The sequence below is a fragment of the Cupriavidus sp. CPT47-8839-RL05A genome, from assembly GCF_058792255.1.
The window spans coordinates 64,502-80,796 of sequence record NZ_JBYTEG010000004.1; the positions used below are offsets into that span (position 1 = coordinate 64,502).

Genomic DNA, 16,295 nt, shown 5'->3' on the forward strand with positions numbered 1-16,295 from the left:
CGCGAGACACTAGGCACTTGCCTGGATATTGCGGGCCTTGATCAGCGCGGCCCAGCGGACCTGCTCCGCCGCGATCAGCCGGTCGAAGGCCGGCGCGTCTAGCGCCAGGATCTCCGCATCGAGTCCGGCCAGCTTGGTGCGCACGTCGGCCGTTCCCATGGCCTGCTGCAGCACCCCGCTCAGGTAGGCGATCACCTTGTCCGGGGTGCGCGCCGGCGCAGCCAGGCCATACCAGGAGCGCACCAGCACGCCGGGGTAGCCGGCCTCGGCAATGGTTGGCACCTCGGGCAGCGACTGGGTGCGCTGCCCGGCGTTGGCGGCCAGCGCGCGCACGCGCCCGGCCTTGATCAGCGGCAAGGCAATCGACTGCGACAACAGCGCGAAATGCAGCTGCCCCTGGCCCAGGTCCGGAACGGACGGCGGCTGCCCCTTGTAGCCGATATTGACGGCCTTGATGCCGGTGGCCTCGAAGAACAGCTCCTGCCCCAGGTGGATGGAGCTGCCGGTGCCGGGATTGGGCACGTTGATGCGGCCGGGCCGTTCGCGGGCCCAGGCGACAAACTCCGCCAGCGTCCTGGCAGGCACCGAGTCCGCCACCACGAATATGGCCGGCACCGCGGCCACGGCGCCGATGGCACGGAAGTCCCTGACCCGGATCGATGTCTGCGAATACAGGCTCTCGCTCACCGACAGTACCGGCGTGGCCGCCAGCAAGGTGTAGCCGTCCGGCTCGGCGCGCGACACGGCCTCAACGCCGATCTTGCCATCGGCGCCTGGCCGGTTTTCCACCAGGATGCGCTGCGGCATGGCCAGCGACATGCGGTCCGTGGCGGTGCGGATGGTGATATCGACCACGCCGCCGGCCGGATATGGCACCACGGCGTGCACCACGCGGCCCGGGTAGCCAGCCGGCGGGGGCGGCGCGGACGCGCGCGCCGCGGCTGGCAGCCATGCCGGCACGGACAGTCCCAGTGCCGCCTGCATTGTCGAAATGGTGAATTGTCTGCGGTTCATGCGGGTCTCCATGCGTGTCACGGTCTTTGCCGTTTGAGGGTCTGCGGGACGTCAGGCGCTGCGGGCCTCCAGGTAAGGCCGCAGCGCCGCCAGTGCCTCGCGCGTCTGCTGCACCAGGCGGTGCATCACGGTTGCCACCGGTTCGACCTGGCGGACCCAGGCCACGCTCTGGCCGGCTGCTTCGTACATCAGCGGCGCCACGGCATGCTGTTCAACGGCTGCCAGCAGCCGCCCGGTGAGCGCCTGCTGGTATGGCATCTCCAGCGGGGCAGGCGCGCCCGGTTCCTCCCACGCGTCCGAGAAGGCGCTGCGCACCACGCGGCAAGGCTTGCCGCTATGTGCGCGCGTGATGACGGTGTCTTCGCTGCCGGCGGCGATCAGCTTGTCGGCCAGCGGGCCGGCCAGCTGTTGCTCGCTGGTGCCCAGCCACAGCGTGCCCAGCCATGCGCCTTGCGCACCCATTGCCAGCGCCGCGGCAATCTGCGCTCCGGTGCCGACCCCGCCGGCGGCCAGCACCGGCCGCCCCTGCGCCGCGGCAATGATCTGCGGCACCAGGGTGAAGGTGCCGATCGGGCCGGTATGGCCCCCGGCGTCATAGCCCTGTGCCACCAGGATATCGACGCCGGCCTCGATGGCCTTGTGCGCATGCCGCGCCGAGCCGACCAGCGCCATAGTGGTCCTGCCGGCCTTGCGCACGCGCGCCAGCGTGCCGGCCGGCGTCCCCACGCCGGCGGCAAAGACTTCGATGTCGCTCTGCGCCACGGCCTCGACCTGCTCTTCGAAGAGCGCCTGCGAGCGGACATACTGCGAGAAGAAGTTGCCCTGCGTGGCTGGCGGCACCGCGAAGCGCGCAAACAGGGTGTCGATGAATGCCTTGTGCCCTTCGGGCACCGCCGCGGCGACGGTGTCCGCATCCACCGCGCCCGGCAAGGCGGTGGGCAACAGCAGGTCCACGCCGACCGGGCGATCCGGGCACAGGCGGCGCAGGTCGCGCAGCTTGCCGGCCAGTTCGTCGGGGCCGTCGCGCGCGGCCGCGTAGACGCCAAGCCCGCCCGCATTGGAGATGGCGGCGGCCACTTCGATGCTGTGTGCCAGCCCATACACGGGCCAGCGGATGCCCAGCCGCCGGCACAGGGGATTGGTGAGCGGATCATGGCCGGCGTCCTGCTGCCGCGCTTGCTCAGGCGTGTGCGTCATCATGCGGCTCCGAACAGGTCGGGTGCCAGGTCCAGGCACGGGTGGCATGGCATTGCCGCCGCGGTCTTCATCAGGTAGCGCCCGATCAGGTTCTTGTGCACCTCGCTGGTCCCCTCGCCGATCTGGTTCATCTTGGCGTCGCGCATGAAGCGCTCCAGCGGATAGGCCTTCAGGTAGCCGTTGCCGCCGAGCAATTGCAGGCAGTCCACCACCACCTTCATGCACAGGTCAGTGCTGTGCATCTTGGCGATCGAGGCATGGATCGAGGTATCGGGATCCTGCCGGTCGTAGCGCTGCGCGCAGGCATAGACCAGGCAGCGGGCGGCCTCGATGCGTGCGCCCATGTCCGCCAGCATCCACTGGATGCCCTGGTGCTCTCCCTCCGTGCGCCCGAATACCTGCCGCACATCCGCGTACTGGGCCGCGATCTGCAGCGCCCCGCTCATGCGGCCCAGCGCGATGGCGGCGTGCCCGATGCGCGCCCGCACCAGCGTATCCTGCGCCAGCGCCATCCCCTGCCCTTCTTCGCCCAGGCGGTTCCCGACCGGCACGGCTACCTCATCGAAATACACCTCGGCGATCGGCACACCGTTCCAGCCCATCTTGGGGATGGTCGGCGACACCGAGATCCCGGCGCTGGCGCGCGGCACCAGGAAGGCGCTCAGCCCCTTGCTGCCGGCCGGGCCGTCCGCCAGGCGCGCCACCACCACGTACATGTCGGCCACGCCCGCGCGGGTGATGAACTTCTTGGTGCCGTTCAGTACATAGTGGCCGCCATCGCGTCGGACCGTGGCCTGCAGCCCGGCCAGGTCCGACCCGGCACCCGGCTCGGTCAGCGCAAAGGCCGCCTGCAACTCGCCCGATGCCAGTTTCGGTACCATGGCACTGCACAGCGCATCCGAGCCACCGGCGACGATCGGCCGCGACGACAGGTCCGTGCCGGTGACCAGCGACGCGGCCGTGCTGCATGCCCGCGCCAGTTCCTCGATGATGCGCACGCGCAGCAGCATCGAAGCCCCGGTGCCGCCCAGGCTGCGCGGAAAGGCGGTGGCGATGACGCCCTCGGCCGCCAGCAGCCGGAACGTGTCCCAGGCAAAAACGTCCTCGCGCCCGACCTGCTCGGCCTGCGGCCCGATCTGCTCCCGGACCAGGGCCTGGACCCGCGCCAGCATGTCGGCTTCCGGGGCTTCCAGTGAGATAAGCGGATGATGTTCGGCGTGGATTGGCATGCTGCATGTCTCCTTTTGGTCTGGCCATCGGGCACGGCCATGGCGTAGAGGGGACGATAGACGCCTCCGATGGCATCGATCAATGTCTACAATGCATAGCAGAATTCCACTAACAGCAAATCCAGGCTGACCTCGAAAACGCTGCAACATGCAAGACGAACTTACCCTGAAGGCACTTGGCATCTTTGTGGAGGTGGCCCGCACCGGCAGCGTCACCAGCGCCGCGGCACGGCTGGGGCTGGCGCAGTCGGTGGTCAGCCGGCAAGTCGCGGCGCTGGAGCGCCTGATCGGTGGCGCCCTCTTTTATCGCAACGGGCGCGGCGTGGCGCTGACTTCGCTCGCCGGCCAGTTGCTGGCGCAGGCCGTGCCGCTGCTGGACGGCGCGACCGAGCTGCTGGACACCGCGCGCGGCCACGCCGGCCATGTCAGCGGCGTGGTCACCATCGGCCTGGTGCCAGCGGTGTCGCCGGCGCTGTCCAGTGCACTGCTGGCCGAGATCGGCACGCGCTATCCCGGTGTGCGTCTGCGCATCGTGGAGGGATATAGCGGCGATATCGAAACGCGCCTGTCGCAGGGCGAGATCGATCTCGGCGTGGTCAACCGCTACCGCGCCGCCGGGCGCAACAGCTACCGGCGCCTGTTCGAGACCCCGCTGATGCTGGTCGGGCACCGCGAGCGGCTGGCCGAACGGTGCCGCGAGCTGGGCATCGGGCCAGGTCCGCTGGCCACGCGGCAGCTGGCGCGTTTCCCACTGGTGCTGCCGGTGCCGCCCAATGCCATCCGCACGCTCCTCGACGACCTCGCCACGCGGCAGAAATTCAGCCTGGCGGTGGTGATGGAGGCCGGCTCCTCCGCCGTGATCAAGCGGATCATGGCCGATCACATGGCCTTCAGCGTGCTGCCTTACCACGCCGTGGCGGAAGAACTGGCCAGCGGCCTGATGGATGCCCTGCCGCTGGGCGAGCGCGCCATGCGCCAGTCGGTGGTGCTGGCGGCCAGCAGCCTGCGTCCGTTCACGCAGGCTGCGCGCACGGTGGCGCAGTGCATCCCGGAGCTTGCCGAACGCTTCCTCGCCGATGGCACCTGGCGGCGATAGTCCCCGCGTGCGGGCCGGTTGTAAGATGGCTGTTCCAGGGCCTGTTCACATATAAAACGTTTTATATGTGAACAGGCCCTGGCTTATCGCCATCACGCCTGCGCGCGCCGATACCGGCACGCGCGGCCATCTTCAGGAGACGCCCGTCCAATGAGCGAAGCGCTTTGTCTTGCCAGCGCCGCCGAACTGCAGCAGCGCATCCGGCGCAAGGAAATCTCGCCGGTGGAACTGACCGCTGCGGTGCTGGCGCGCGCCGAGCGGCTGCAGCCGGTGCTGAACTGCTTTATCACGCTGTGCGCGGACGAGGCCATGGCCGCGGCGCGCGCGGCGGAAGCGGCAGTGATGTCCGGCCGGCCGCTGCCTCCGCTGCACGGCATTCCGTTCACCGCCAAGGACATCGTCAACACGCGCGGCGTGCGCACTACCTTTGGCGCCGTGCCGATGCGCGACTACGTGCCGGCCGACGACGCCGTGGCGGTGGCGCGGTTGCGCGCGCAGGGCGCGATCCTGGTCGGCAAGACCACCACGCCGGAATTCGGCTCCAAATGCCTGACCGATTCGCCGCTGTTCGGGCGCACCCGCAATGCCTGGCACGCCGAGCGCACCAGTGGCGGCTCCAGCGGCGGCGCCGCGGTGGCAGTGGCCAGCGGCATCGCGCCGCTGGCGGTGGCGACCGATGGCGGCGGCTCCACGCGCATTCCCGCCGCCTGCAATGGCGTGGTGGGCATCAAGCAGAGCCAGGGGGTGATTCCGCACAGCCAGGCGCAGGACCTGTTCGGCAACCAGACCTACGTGACGCCGACCACGCGCACGGTGGCCGACACCGGCCTGATGCTGCAGGCCATGGCCGGCGAGCATGCGTGCGACCCGTGGTCGATCGGCGTGCCCGCCGCCGACTACGTGGCCGCAGCGCAACCGCAGGGCGACCTGCGTGGCCGGCGCATCCTGTATTGCCTGGCGCCGCCGGGCCGTCCGCTGTCGGCGGACGTGGCACGCGCATTCGAGGCCAGCCTGGACAAACTGCGCGCGCTGGGCGCCGAACTGGAGCCCTTCGGCGGCGAAGGGTTCGACGTCGAGCCCGTCTGGCGTGCCATCAACCACACGGTGTGGCGCACGCGCTTTGCGCCGATCCTGGCCCAGCACCGCGAGGCGCTGAGCCCGACCTTCGTGCGCCAGGTGGAATCCGCCGCCGCATTCACCGCAGTGGAATACCAGCAGGCGATGTTCGAGCGCTCGCAACTGTTCCTGCGCGTGCAGGCGCTGCTGGGACGCGCCGACCTGCTCGCCATGCCCACCATCACACGCACCGCGCTGCCGCTGGAGCAAGACCTGTTCGGCCAGATCGAAATCGACGGCCAGGACTATCCCGATGTGCGCGCGAACTGGTTCCCGTGGACCATGCCGTTCAACATGACCGGGCATCCGGCCATCAGCCTGCCCTGCGGCTTTGGCGGCGACGGGCTGCCGATCGGGCTGCAGCTGGTCGGGCGCTTCCGCGGCGACGCGCCGCTGCTGCGTGCGGCGGCCTTGTATGAATCGATCCATGACCTCACGGGCCAGTGGCCCACCCTGCCCTGACACCCTCTCAACATCGTTCCCTGACTGCCATGACTGATCAAGTCCGATTGACGCGCCGGCTGCTGGCCATGACCGCCGTCGCTGCCGCCACCTTCGCCATGACCGCTCCGGTTAGCGCGGCCGATGCCGAGCCGATGCATATCATCGTCGGCTACGCCCCCGGCGGCGCCGCCGACAGCCTGGCGCGCCTGTATGCCGAGCAGCTGCGCCAGGACGGCCACGGCACGGTGGTGGTCGAAAACCGCCCCGGCGCGTCGGCGCGCCTTGCGCTCGACTACGTCAAGCGTGCCAGGCCCGATGGCAAGACCGTGTTCATTGGCCCCTCGCCCCTGTTCACGATCTTTCCTCTGACCTACAAGAAGCTGTCTTACGACGCCGACAAGGACCTTGTGCCCGCGGCGGTGCTGACCGATGTGCCGACCGCGGTCGCGACCGGCGTGCAGCAGCCTTACCAGAACATGAAGGAATACGTGAGCTGGGCCAGGCGCAACCCGGGCGGCGCCAGCCTGGGCCTGGCCACCATCGGCAGCGCCGGCCACCTGGGCACGGTGGCGCTGGGCAAGGCCGAAGGCATCGCCATCACGCCCGCGGCGTATCGCGGCGCGTCGCCAATGCTGGTGGATGTGGTCAGCGGCAATGTGTCGATCGGCTGGGATGCCGTGGCCAGCATGATGCCGCTGTACAAGGGCGGCAAGCTGCGCTTCCTTGGGGTGAGCGGCACGCGCCGCGCCAAGGCGCTGCCCGAAGTGCCCACCATGAAGGAACAGGGCTTCAGCCAGTACGACCACGCCACCAGCTGGTACGGCGTGTTCGTGCCCGCAGGCACCCAGCCTGACGTGGTGGCGCAGGTGGAAAAGATGTTCCTCGCCGCCTCGGCCAACGCCGCCACTGCGGCCAAGCTGGAAGCGCTGGGCCTGGAAGTGGTGGCCCGCCCCGGCCAGGAGGGCCGCCGCCGCATCCAGCTGGAACGCGCCGCCTGGAAGCCGATCGTGGAGGCGACCGGCTTCCAGGCCGAGGACTGAGGCTCGGGCCGGCCCAGCCCTCAGGGCTTGGGCCGCACCGCGTCAGCGGTCCCCTGGATGAAGGCCTTGATCTTCTCGACATCGTCCGGCGTCAGCTTGCCGGTGAAGTCCGGCATGCCGCGCGCCATCGCCGGCCCCTTGAAGACCACCTTGTCCAGGTTCTCGATATAGGCGGCATCGATATAGCCCAGGTTGGGGATATTGCCGCCGCGGTCCACGCCGGGAACGCCGTGGCACAGGACGCAGTTGCTGACGTACAGGCCGGTGCCCGCCTTGACCTGCGCCGGGTCATATTTCACGCCCTGCAGCAGCTTGGCGGTGCGGTACTCGGCAAAGGCCGGCAGCGGTGCCTTGCCGCCGAGGGCGAAGGTGTAGACTGTGCCCGGCCCCTGCCGGTTGGTGGCGCGCTGGGCCTGTCCGTAGACCCCGCCCCAACCCACTGCCACCGACACATACTGCGTGCCGTTCAACTCGAAGCTGACCGGCGCCGCCACCACGCCCGTGCCGGTGGGCGACTCCCACAGCTTGTCGCCGCTGCGCGCGTCATAGGCGACAAAGCGGCCGTCGGCGGTGCCCTGGAACACCAGGCTGCCGGCCGTGGTCAGCGTGCCGCCGTTCCACGGCGACACATGTTCCTGCGTCCACGCGGCCTTCTGCTGCACCGGGTCCCAGGCAATCAGCCGGCCGAAGGGCTTGCCCTTGGGCGGCTCGGCGTTCAGGAACTTGGCGGTGTTCCAGCCCACGTTGCCATGCGGCGTGCCGGGCTTGCCTTCATTGAAGTTCCAGGCCTTGTCGTCCATCAGGTTGATCGGCACGTTCTGCGCCGGCAGGTAGACCAGCCCGGTCTGCGGGTTGAACGACATCGGATGCCAGTTGTGCGCGCCGTACGGACCGGGGACCGAGTCATAAGGCTTGTCGGTCGCGCGTGCCTCGGGCCGCTCGATGGGGCGGCCATTGGCGTCATAGCCGGTGGCCCAGTTCACGTCGACGAAGTTCTTTGCCGAGATGAACTTGCCGTTGGTGCGGTCGATGACGAAGAAGAAGCCGTTCTTGGGCGCGTGCAGGATGACCTTGCGCATCTGGCCATCGAGCTTCAGGTCGGCCAGGATCATCGGCTGGGTCGAGGTGTAGTCCCAGTTGTCGCCCGGGGTCTCCTGGTAGTGCCAGACATATTTGCCGGTGTCGGGATCGAGCGCGACGATCGACGCCAGGTAGAGGTTGTCGCCCCCGGCCGGGCTGCGCTTGCTGTGCGACCACGGCGCGCCGTTGCCGGTGCCCACGTACATCAGGTTCAGCTCGGGGTCGAAGGCCAGCGTGTCCCAGGCCGTGCCGCCGCCGCCCGCCTCCCAGTATTTGCCGCTGGGGTCCCAGGTCTTGGCCGCCGCAGCCATCGACTCATCCTCGAACGGCTTGGAAGGGTCGCCCGGCACCGTGAACCAGCGCCACTTCTGCTCGCCGCTGCCGGCGTCATAGGCGGTGATGTAGCCGCGCACGCCATATTCGGCGCCGCCGTTGCCGATGATGACCTTGCCCTTGAACACGCGCGGCGCGCCGGTGATGGTGTACGAGTACTTGCGGTCGATGATGGTGTCCTTCTCCCACAGCTTGCGGCCGCTCGCCGCATCCAGCGCGATCAGCCGGCCATCGTAGGCAGCCACGAACACCTTGCCCTGGTACAGCGCCACGCCGCGGTTGACCACGTCGCAGCAGCCGCGATAGCCGAGCGAACGGTCCACCTTGGGATCGAAGGTCCAGAGCCGCTTGCCGGTGCGCGCATCGACCGCATGCACCACACTCCATGACGCGGTGACGTACATCACGCCGTCCACCACCAGCGGGGTTGCCTCCACGCCGCGGGTCGACTCCAGGTTGTAGGTCCACACCAGTCCCAGGTCGCGCACGTTGGCCGCATCGATCTGCCTGAGCCGGCTGAAGCGGGTCTCGGCATAGTCCAGGCCGTGGCTGGGCCAGTCGCGGGCGGTGCTGGCGTTGGCACTGATAAAGGCGCCGTCAACCTTGGCTGCCGCATTGCGCGGCGCCGCGGCGCCGGCGGGCAAGACCTGCATCACCAGCGCCAGGGCCACTGCCAGGAAGCCTGTGGCGCGCCTCATGGCGCGGTGGGTGTGCATTGCAACATCGGGGGCAACGGGGTCCGTCGCCTGCGTCAACGCATGGCTCATATCGTCTCCTGTAGGGCATTCTTGTTGGAATTCGGGACTGCAGGATTACGGAACTGCGCGATGCCGGGCGGTGGCCGGGGCCTATAGATAATCGGTGAGCAATTCGATTATGGGTACAGGGATTACCCGCAGAAAGTCGTGCAGCCGGCGCAAGGCGGCTGGCGTCCCGAGCCTGCCGAGCGATATGTGTCGGATATTGCTGATGAAGAAATGAATATTGGACGGTGCAGGCGCCGGTGGCTTAGCCTTGGCGCCAAGGCAGGCAACCAGCCCGCATCGCCGTATCCGGAGACATCACCATGAGCAACTTCCTTCTCTACGAGCAGCAGGATCATATCGTCACGCTGACGATGAACGAGCCCGAGCGCCGCAACCCGCTGACCGGCAATACCGCCGTGGCGGAGTTCCTGGCCGCGATCGACCGCATCCACGGCGACCGCAGCGTGCGCGCGGTGGTCATTACCGGCGCGGGCACGGCGTTCTCGTCTGGCGGCAATATCAAGGACATGGAACGCCAGGCCTCCGGCGCAGTGCCGGGCATGGAAATCCGGCAGGACTACCGCTGCGGCATCCAGCGGCTGCCGCTGGCGCTGTTCAACCTGGAAGTGCCGGTCATCGCCGCGGTCAATGGCGCGGCCATGGGCGCGGGGCTGGACCTGGCGTGCATGTGCGACATCCGCATTGCCTCGGAGCGGGCGCAGTTTGCCGAGTCCTTCGTCAAGCTCGGCATCATCCCCGGCGACGGCGGCGCGTGGCTGCTGCCGCGCGTGATCGGCCTGTCGCGGGCGGCGGAAATGACCTTCACCGGCCAGCCGATCGATGCCAGGCTGGCGCTGGAATGGAACCTGGTGTCGCGCGTGGTCGCGCCCGAGGCGCTGCTGCCCACGGCCTATGAACTGGCCGGCCGCATCGCCGCCAACCCGCCGCACGCGGTGCGCCTGGCCAAGCGCCTGATGCGCGAGGCCATGCATACCCGCCTGGATACGCTGCTGGAACTGTCCGCCGGCTTCCAGGCGCTGTCGCACCAGACCGCCGACCACCGTGAGGCAGTGCAGGCGTTTCTGGATAAGCGCACCCCGGTGTTTACCGGCAACTGAGGGGCAACTGTGGTTCAGGCGGACTGCGTTTCCGCCGACTTCAGCTGGTTGACCAGCGTCACGTAGTCGCGCATGGCCTGCTCGCGTGCCAGCCCGCGGCGCGCGGCCCAGGCGTCGTACTTGGCGCGGCCGACCATGTCCATCAGGCCCGGCCGCTCGCCGCTGACATCGCCCACGCTGCCCTGCTTGTAGAGCGCGTACAGGTCCAGCAGCGTGTCGTTGCCGGGTGCGTGGCGCAGGGTCTTCGACAAGGCTGCCGCGGCTTCGAAGGCTTGCTCGGCGGGGCTTGGCCCGTGCGCCGCCGGCGCGCCGCCGAAGTGCGCGTCTTCCAGCGCGATCTCGTCCGGGAACCAGCGCCCCTCCAGCAGCCTGCCGTCGCGCAGCGCAAACGCCAGCACGCCTTGCGAGGCCAGCGAGCCGCTGCGCAGCGTGGCCGGCACCACCGCCATGCCGGCATTGAGCACCGGCGCGCCGAACGCGGTAAACGCCGCTCCCGCATCCGCCCACGCGCGCAGCCGCGGCAGCGCACGCTCGCCCCGGTAGACGCCGCTGGCGCGGTTGCTGCCGGGCTGGAACCACGCAAAATCGCCCTTGCCGCGTGCATACAGCGCGGCAAAATCGCCGCGCTCCAGGTCGGCGCGCGCGGCGGCAAGCAGCTCGGTCATCTGCGCCGGGGTCATGCGGGCGTCGTCGCTGGGCATGCCGAGCGAGGTGGGGACGCTGGCCTCGAAGAACTCCAGCACGCTTCTCGCTACCAGTTCGCGGTCGTTGTCGACGCAGACCATGTGGTAGCTGTCTTCCAGCACCAGCATGCGCGCCTGGCCGGCACGCTTGCCGTGCCCGATCTGCTCGACCAGGTAGTTGGCCGAGCGCAGGCTGGTCAGCTCGTCCAGGCGCGCATGGACCACCAGCGTCGGGCAGGCGATGCGCTGCAGCCCCTGGCGCACGAAGCCGCGCAGGCGGTCCACCTCGCGGAGGCAGGCCAGCGGCACCCAGCGGTAGTGGAAGTTCTCGCCGCGCGCGAACTTGGCCTTGACGATCTCGCGCAGCTGCTCGTTCTTGATGCCGTAAGGCTCTTCCTCTTCGACCTTCATGCGGTCCGCCACGCCGGGAACGCGGTAGAGCACGGTGCGCAGCGCGCGGTACCAGGGCGTGGCCCAGCCGTCGATATAGACCGGCGGCGCCAGCGCCACCAGGCGGCCCTTGGTGTGCTGCTCGCGCTTGACCGTTTCCACCGCCAGCAGCGCGCCCATGCACATGCCCATCACGTGCAGCGTGTCATGCTGGTCGACGATCTCGCGGTATTTGACGCGCACCGCCTCCAGCCAGTCTTCGGCGCGCACGCCGCACAGATCCTCGGGACGCGAGCCGTGGCCGGGCAGCGTTAGCGAATGGGTGACGAAGCCCGCGCGCTTGAGGCGCTTGTGCATCGAGCCCAGGTCATACTGCGTGCCGCCCAGGCCGTGGATCAGGAACACCCCGGGCTCAGCCATGGGCCGGCTCCGGCGTGGCCCGGCGCAGCAAGGCGGCAACCTGCTCCACCTGGCCGTCGGCGCCGCGGATGCCGGCCAGGCGCTCATGGATGCGCACCTTGCCGCTGTCTGGCAGCGTCACCGCGTATTCCTGCACGCTGTCGGGCGCGTCGCCGCGCGCCACGGCCGACCAGTTGGCCTGCACCAGCCCGCGCTCGGCGGCATCGACGCGGTCCAGCCATTCATCGACGCTGTTGACCTGGCGGATGGTGCCGCCCAGCAGTTCGGCAGCGCCTTCGCTCCAGGTGGCGCGGCCGGTGACGGCGTCATATTCGACACTGGCCACGCCCACTGCCTGCAGCGTGCGCGCGTAGCGCAGGCGCCAGGCGCGGGCATCTTCCAGCGCCGAGCGGCGCCCTTCGGACAGTGCGCGGCCAAGCAGCATCACCAGTGCCCAGACGATGACAAAGCCCTGCACCTCGACCACGGCCTCGCCGGGAAAGCCTTCGATGACATTGAACGGACCCGCGCCGCCCGCGGTGCGGTAGATGATCAGCAGGCAGCCGACAAGCGTGGCGACGGCGCCGCCGCGCGGCCCCCACAGCAGCGCCGTGGCCAGCAGGAATGGCATCGGCACATAGGCCAGCGTGGAGGCCAGGCCGCCGAAGCGTTGCGTGGCATTGGCCGAGAACACCACCAGCACCGCCAGCACGAAGATGATGAAGGCGAGTCCGCCGGCGGCGAACTGCTGCATCGGCATCCCGCCCGAGCGGCGCACGCGAAAGCCGCGGAACGCTACCACCACGGGGGCCACCAGCAGCAGCCCCGCGGCCGTGGAGAAGAACCAGGCGCGCCACTCGATCGGCAAATCCAGCCCGGGCCGCTGCCAGCGCCACAACTCGACCGCCAGCGTAGCCCCCAGCGCGGCGCCCGCCAGCGCGCCAGCGATCAGCAGCGTGGCACCGAGCGGGCTTTGCGGATCGCGCCGGCGGCCACAGGTGGCAATCCAGCCCGCCGTGCCCAGGCTGACCACCTCGATCAGCCCGAATGCCGCCGCGCCGGGCAGCGGCAGGCCATGGATCACCGTGCCCCACCCCGCCAGCGCGATGCCGGCACCAGCCAGCACCGCCGGCCACGACCAGCGCGCGCACACCAGCAGCGCGGCAAAGGTGACGCCGCTGCCCAGCCACACCGGTACGGCCTCGGTTGCCGCTTGCCCGAGCGTGCGCGACACGCACGCCGCCAGCAGCACCAGCACGCCAACCGTTACCGCCAAGCGGATCTGCTGCATCGGATTCCCCTCCCGTGGCACATGCGACTCAGAATAGTCGCAGGGCATGGCAGGGGCAAGTTAAGTCACTCGGAGCAAGCCGTGGCGACTATCCGGCCACGCCCAGCGCCCCCTCTACATTGCGCACCAGGCTCACCAGGCGCGGGCCGATGTCTTCCTCCATCTGCTTGCTCTGCTGGCTGAACACCGGCACCGAGGCGGCAAAGATCCACGCCTCGCCGTCGCGGCGGGTGCGCATCGGCACGGCAACCGATTCGACCTCGCGGTGCAGGTCGCGGTGGCCGCGGCAGAAGCCGTGGTCTTGCAGGTCGCGGGCGGCATCGGCCAGGCGTTCCTGCAGCCAGTCGGCGCGCTGGGGATCGGCGGCGCGGAGCTGGGCGAGATACACCTCGCGCTCGGCCTCGGTCAACAGCATCAGGTAGCCGCGTCCGGAACCCGTGCGCGAGACCGACACGCGCGTGCCGACCTCGGGCCGGAACACATGGCTGCCCACGCCCTGGGCGATTTCGACGTAGGTCAGCGCATTGCCGCTGCCGACGATCAGCTCGACCTGTCCGGCAATATGGTCGGCCAGCTCCTGCATGGCCGGGCGCGCCAGCTGGCGGGTCGTCATGCGTGCCAGCGCGGGCGCGGCCAGGTTGATCAGCCCGACCCCGGGCACGTAGCGCGACAAGCGCTCCGAATAGTGCAGCAGGCCCAGCTCGCACAAGGTGTCGAGCAGCCGGAACAGGGTCGGCTTGGCCAGGCCGGTGCGTTCCATCAGTTCGCGGCTGCTGAGCTCCTGCACTGTCGGCGAAAAGCAGTTGAGGATCGAAATGCCCCGCGCCAGCGCGCTGACAAGGCGCGCCTCGCCGTCGGCATCGGCGGGCGGCGGGGCCAGGGAGGCTTGTGGTGCATTCGTCATGTTATTGCCTTGATTCAAGGTTTTTTGATACGCGAGTCTCAAAACCCGGATGTTGCCCTTCGCCTTTTCCAAAGTCAAACCGTGGTTTTTGAGTTTACAGGACGCTTTTCCGAAGCCAGAATCCCAATTCATCGTATTGGACGATCAAATTTCGGTACAAACGTCTCAATATCCCAGCCACGACTCGCAACGCTCAGCCTTTTCAGGAGACACCGCATGCAACAAGCCGTCATCGTCGACGCCATCCGCAGCCCGATGGGCCGCTCCAAGCCCGGCTCGGCCTTCACCGAACTCCATGCCACCGAGTTGCTGGCCCAGGTCCTCAAGGGCCTGGTCGAGCGCAACCAGCTGGACCCGGGTTTGGTCGACGACGTCATCACCGGCTGCGTGACCCAGGCGGGCGAGCAATCCGCCGGCCCGGGCCGCGTGGCGTGGCTGGCGGCAGGCTTTCCTGACCACGTGCCGGCCACCACCATCGACCGCAAGTGCGGCTCCAGCCAGCAGGCGGTGCATTTCGCCGCGCAGGGCATCATGGCCGGCGCCTATGACATCGTCATCGCCTGCGGCATCGAGTCGATGAGCCGCGTGCCGATGGGCTCGGCCCGCATCGGGCAGAACCCGTACGGCCCGTCGATGGAAGCGCGCTACGCGCCGGGGCTGGTGTCGCAAGGCGTCGCGGCCGAGCTGGTTGCCGCCAAGTACGAACTGTCGCGCCACGACATGGACAGCTATTCGGCCCGCTCGCACGAGCTGGCCGCCGCCGCGCGCGAAAGCGGCGCCTTCCGCCGCGAGATCCTCGGCATCAGCACGCCCAACGGGCTGGTCGAGCAGGATGAAACCATCCGCCCGGGCACCTCGGTGGAAAAGCTGGGCACGCTGCAGGCCTCGTTCCGCAATGACGAACTCAGCGCGCGCTTCCCGCAGATCGGCTGGAACGTGACCGCGGGCAATGCCTCGCAGATCAGTGACGGCGCCTCCGCCATGCTGCTGATGAGCGAATCGATGGCGCAGCGCCTGGGCCTGAAGCCGCGCGCTCGCTTCGTGGCGTTCGACGTGTGCGGCGACGATCCGGTCATGATGCTGACCGCCCCGATCCCCGCCAGCCAGCGCGCGATCAGGAGGAGCGGCCTGAAGCTGGACCAGATCGACCACTACGAGATCAACGAAGCCTTTGCCTGCGTGCCGCTGGCCTGGCAGCGCGCGCTCGGCGCCGACCCGGCACGCCTGAACCCGCGCGGCGGCGCCATTGCGCTCGGCCATCCGCTGGGCGCCTCCGGCGTGCGGCTGATGACCACCATGCTGCATGCGCTGGAAGACAGCGGCCAGCGCTATGGCCTGCAGTCGATGTGCGAAGCCGGCGGCATGGCCAACGCCACCATCATCGAGCGCCTGTAAGCGGCGCCTGAACCAGACATCCAGTCAAGGAGACACAGCATGAAACTGACCAATATGTCCGCCGTCGTGACCGGCGGCGCTTCCGGCCTGGGCCTGGCCTGCGTGCGGCGCCTGGTGGAACGCGGCGTCGACGTCGTGATCGCCGACCTGTCGGAAGAGCGCGGCAATGCCGCGGTCGACGAATTCGGCGGCAAGGTCCGCTTCCTCAAGGCCGACGTAACCGACACCGACCAGATGAACGCCGTCTACGACGCCGCCGAAGCCATTGCCCCGCTGCGCGCGCTGATCCATTGCGCCGGCCTGGGCGGCCCGGTGCGCGTGGTCGAGAAGGACGGCTCGCCGGGTTCGCTGGAAAAGTACGAGTCGATCGTGCGCATCAACCTGATCGGCACCTTCAACGCGCTGCGCCTGGGGGCCGCGCGCATGGCCAAGAACGAACCGATCGACGGCGAGCGCGGCGCGTGCGTGCTGACCGCGTCGGTGGCCGCCTACGAAGGCCAGATCGGCCAGATTCCCTATGCCTCGGCCAAGGCCGGCATCGTCGGCATGACCCTGGTGGCCGCGCGCGACCTGGCGCAGCGCGCGATCCGCGTCTGCACCATCGCCCCGGGGCTGTTCGACACCCCGCTGCTGGCCAAGCTGCCGGAGAACGTGCGCGCCTCGCTCGGCGCCATGGTGCCGCACCCGCCCCGCCTGGGCGCACCGGATGAATACGCGTCCACCGCGCTGCACATCCTGGAGAACCCCATGCTCAACGGCGAAACCATCCGCCTGGACGGCGCCATTCGCATGGCACCGCGCTGAGCCGGATAAGGACAAA

At 69.0% G+C, this 16,295-nt stretch carries 13 protein-coding genes; 6 read left to right on the forward strand and 7 right to left on the reverse strand.

The window, feature by feature from the left end:
- Positions 1-9: 9 nt before the first annotated feature.
- From AC3WVS_RS05575 to AC3WVS_RS05585, 3 genes are read right to left on the reverse strand one after another with little or no spacing between them, the layout of a single operon-like run.
- Positions 10-1,014 carry a Bug family tripartite tricarboxylate transporter substrate binding protein gene (locus tag AC3WVS_RS05575; RefSeq protein WP_492317741.1) on the reverse strand — a complete coding sequence of 335 codons (1,005 nt, stop codon included), beginning with the start codon at positions 1,012-1,014 and terminating at the stop codon, positions 10-12.
- Positions 1,015-1,065: 51 nt separating this feature from the next.
- On the reverse strand, positions 1,066-2,214 hold the full coding sequence (locus AC3WVS_RS05580) for an NAD(P)H-dependent flavin oxidoreductase (RefSeq protein ID WP_492317742.1): 1,149 nt from the start codon (positions 2,212-2,214) through the stop codon (positions 1,066-1,068).
- Complete coding sequence (locus AC3WVS_RS05585; RefSeq protein ID WP_492317743.1) at positions 2,211-3,440, reverse strand: acyl-CoA dehydrogenase family protein; 1,230 nt, start codon at positions 3,438-3,440, stop codon at positions 2,211-2,213. The genes AC3WVS_RS05580 and AC3WVS_RS05585 overlap by 4 nt, the downstream gene beginning before the upstream one ends.
- 148 nt (positions 3,441-3,588) lie before the next feature.
- Between AC3WVS_RS05585 and AC3WVS_RS05590 the strand changes: the two genes are divergently transcribed.
- The 3 genes from AC3WVS_RS05590 (at position 3,589) to AC3WVS_RS05600 (ending at position 7,136) form a co-directional block, all read left to right on the forward strand.
- Positions 3,589-4,536 carry a LysR family transcriptional regulator gene (locus tag AC3WVS_RS05590; RefSeq protein WP_492317744.1) on the forward strand — a complete coding sequence of 316 codons (948 nt, stop codon included), beginning with the start codon at positions 3,589-3,591 and terminating at the stop codon, positions 4,534-4,536.
- Positions 4,537-4,686: 150 nt separating this feature from the next.
- A complete protein-coding gene (locus AC3WVS_RS05595; protein WP_492317745.1) occupies positions 4,687-6,114 on the forward strand; it encodes an amidase in 1,428 nt (475 codons plus the stop codon).
- 68 nt (positions 6,115-6,182) lie between these two features.
- Positions 6,183-7,136, forward strand: a complete 954-nt coding sequence (locus AC3WVS_RS05600; protein ID WP_492317939.1) for a Bug family tripartite tricarboxylate transporter substrate binding protein — start codon at positions 6,183-6,185, stop codon at positions 7,134-7,136.
- 20 nt (positions 7,137-7,156) lie between these two features.
- On the opposite strand, the gene AC3WVS_RS05605 is transcribed toward AC3WVS_RS05600, so the two are convergent.
- Positions 7,157-9,316, reverse strand: coding sequence for a PQQ-dependent dehydrogenase, methanol/ethanol family (locus AC3WVS_RS05605; protein ID WP_492317746.1), 2,160 nt, complete (start codon positions 9,314-9,316; stop codon positions 7,157-7,159).
- A gap of 299 nt (positions 9,317-9,615) precedes the next feature.
- Here AC3WVS_RS05605 and AC3WVS_RS05610 point away from each other — a divergent pair, with 299 nt between their 5' ends.
- Positions 9,616-10,413: a crotonase/enoyl-CoA hydratase family protein gene (locus tag AC3WVS_RS05610; protein WP_010812087.1), complete on the forward strand. Its 798-nt coding sequence runs from the start codon at positions 9,616-9,618 to the stop codon at positions 10,411-10,413.
- Between the two features lie 14 nt (positions 10,414-10,427).
- Here the strand turns inward: AC3WVS_RS05610 and AC3WVS_RS05615 are convergent, their stop codons facing one another.
- From AC3WVS_RS05615 to AC3WVS_RS05625, 3 genes are all read right to left on the reverse strand, one after another.
- Positions 10,428-11,906, reverse strand: coding sequence for an acyl-CoA-binding protein (locus AC3WVS_RS05615; RefSeq protein ID WP_492317747.1), 1,479 nt, complete (start codon positions 11,904-11,906; stop codon positions 10,428-10,430).
- Positions 11,899-13,176, reverse strand: coding sequence for an MASE1 domain-containing protein (locus AC3WVS_RS05620; protein ID WP_492317748.1), 1,278 nt, complete (start codon positions 13,174-13,176; stop codon positions 11,899-11,901). Before AC3WVS_RS05620 ends, AC3WVS_RS05615 begins: the two co-directional genes overlap by 8 nt.
- An 88-nt stretch (positions 13,177-13,264) precedes the next feature.
- Positions 13,265-14,080 carry an IclR family transcriptional regulator gene (locus tag AC3WVS_RS05625; protein WP_492317749.1) on the reverse strand — a complete coding sequence of 272 codons (816 nt, stop codon included), beginning with the start codon at positions 14,078-14,080 and terminating at the stop codon, positions 13,265-13,267.
- A 216-nt stretch (positions 14,081-14,296) separates the two neighbouring features.
- On the opposite strand from AC3WVS_RS05625, the gene AC3WVS_RS05630 reads away from it, so the two are divergent.
- The gene (locus tag AC3WVS_RS05630) at positions 14,297-15,475 is read left to right on the forward strand and encodes a thiolase family protein (protein WP_492317750.1); all 1,179 of its coding nucleotides are present in this window, start codon (positions 14,297-14,299) and stop codon (positions 15,473-15,475) included.
- A gap of 39 nt (positions 15,476-15,514) precedes the next feature.
- Positions 15,515-16,279: an SDR family NAD(P)-dependent oxidoreductase gene (locus AC3WVS_RS05635; protein ID WP_492317751.1), complete on the forward strand. Its 765-nt coding sequence runs from the start codon at positions 15,515-15,517 to the stop codon at positions 16,277-16,279.
- The last annotated feature ends 16 nt before the right edge of the window (positions 16,280-16,295 follow it).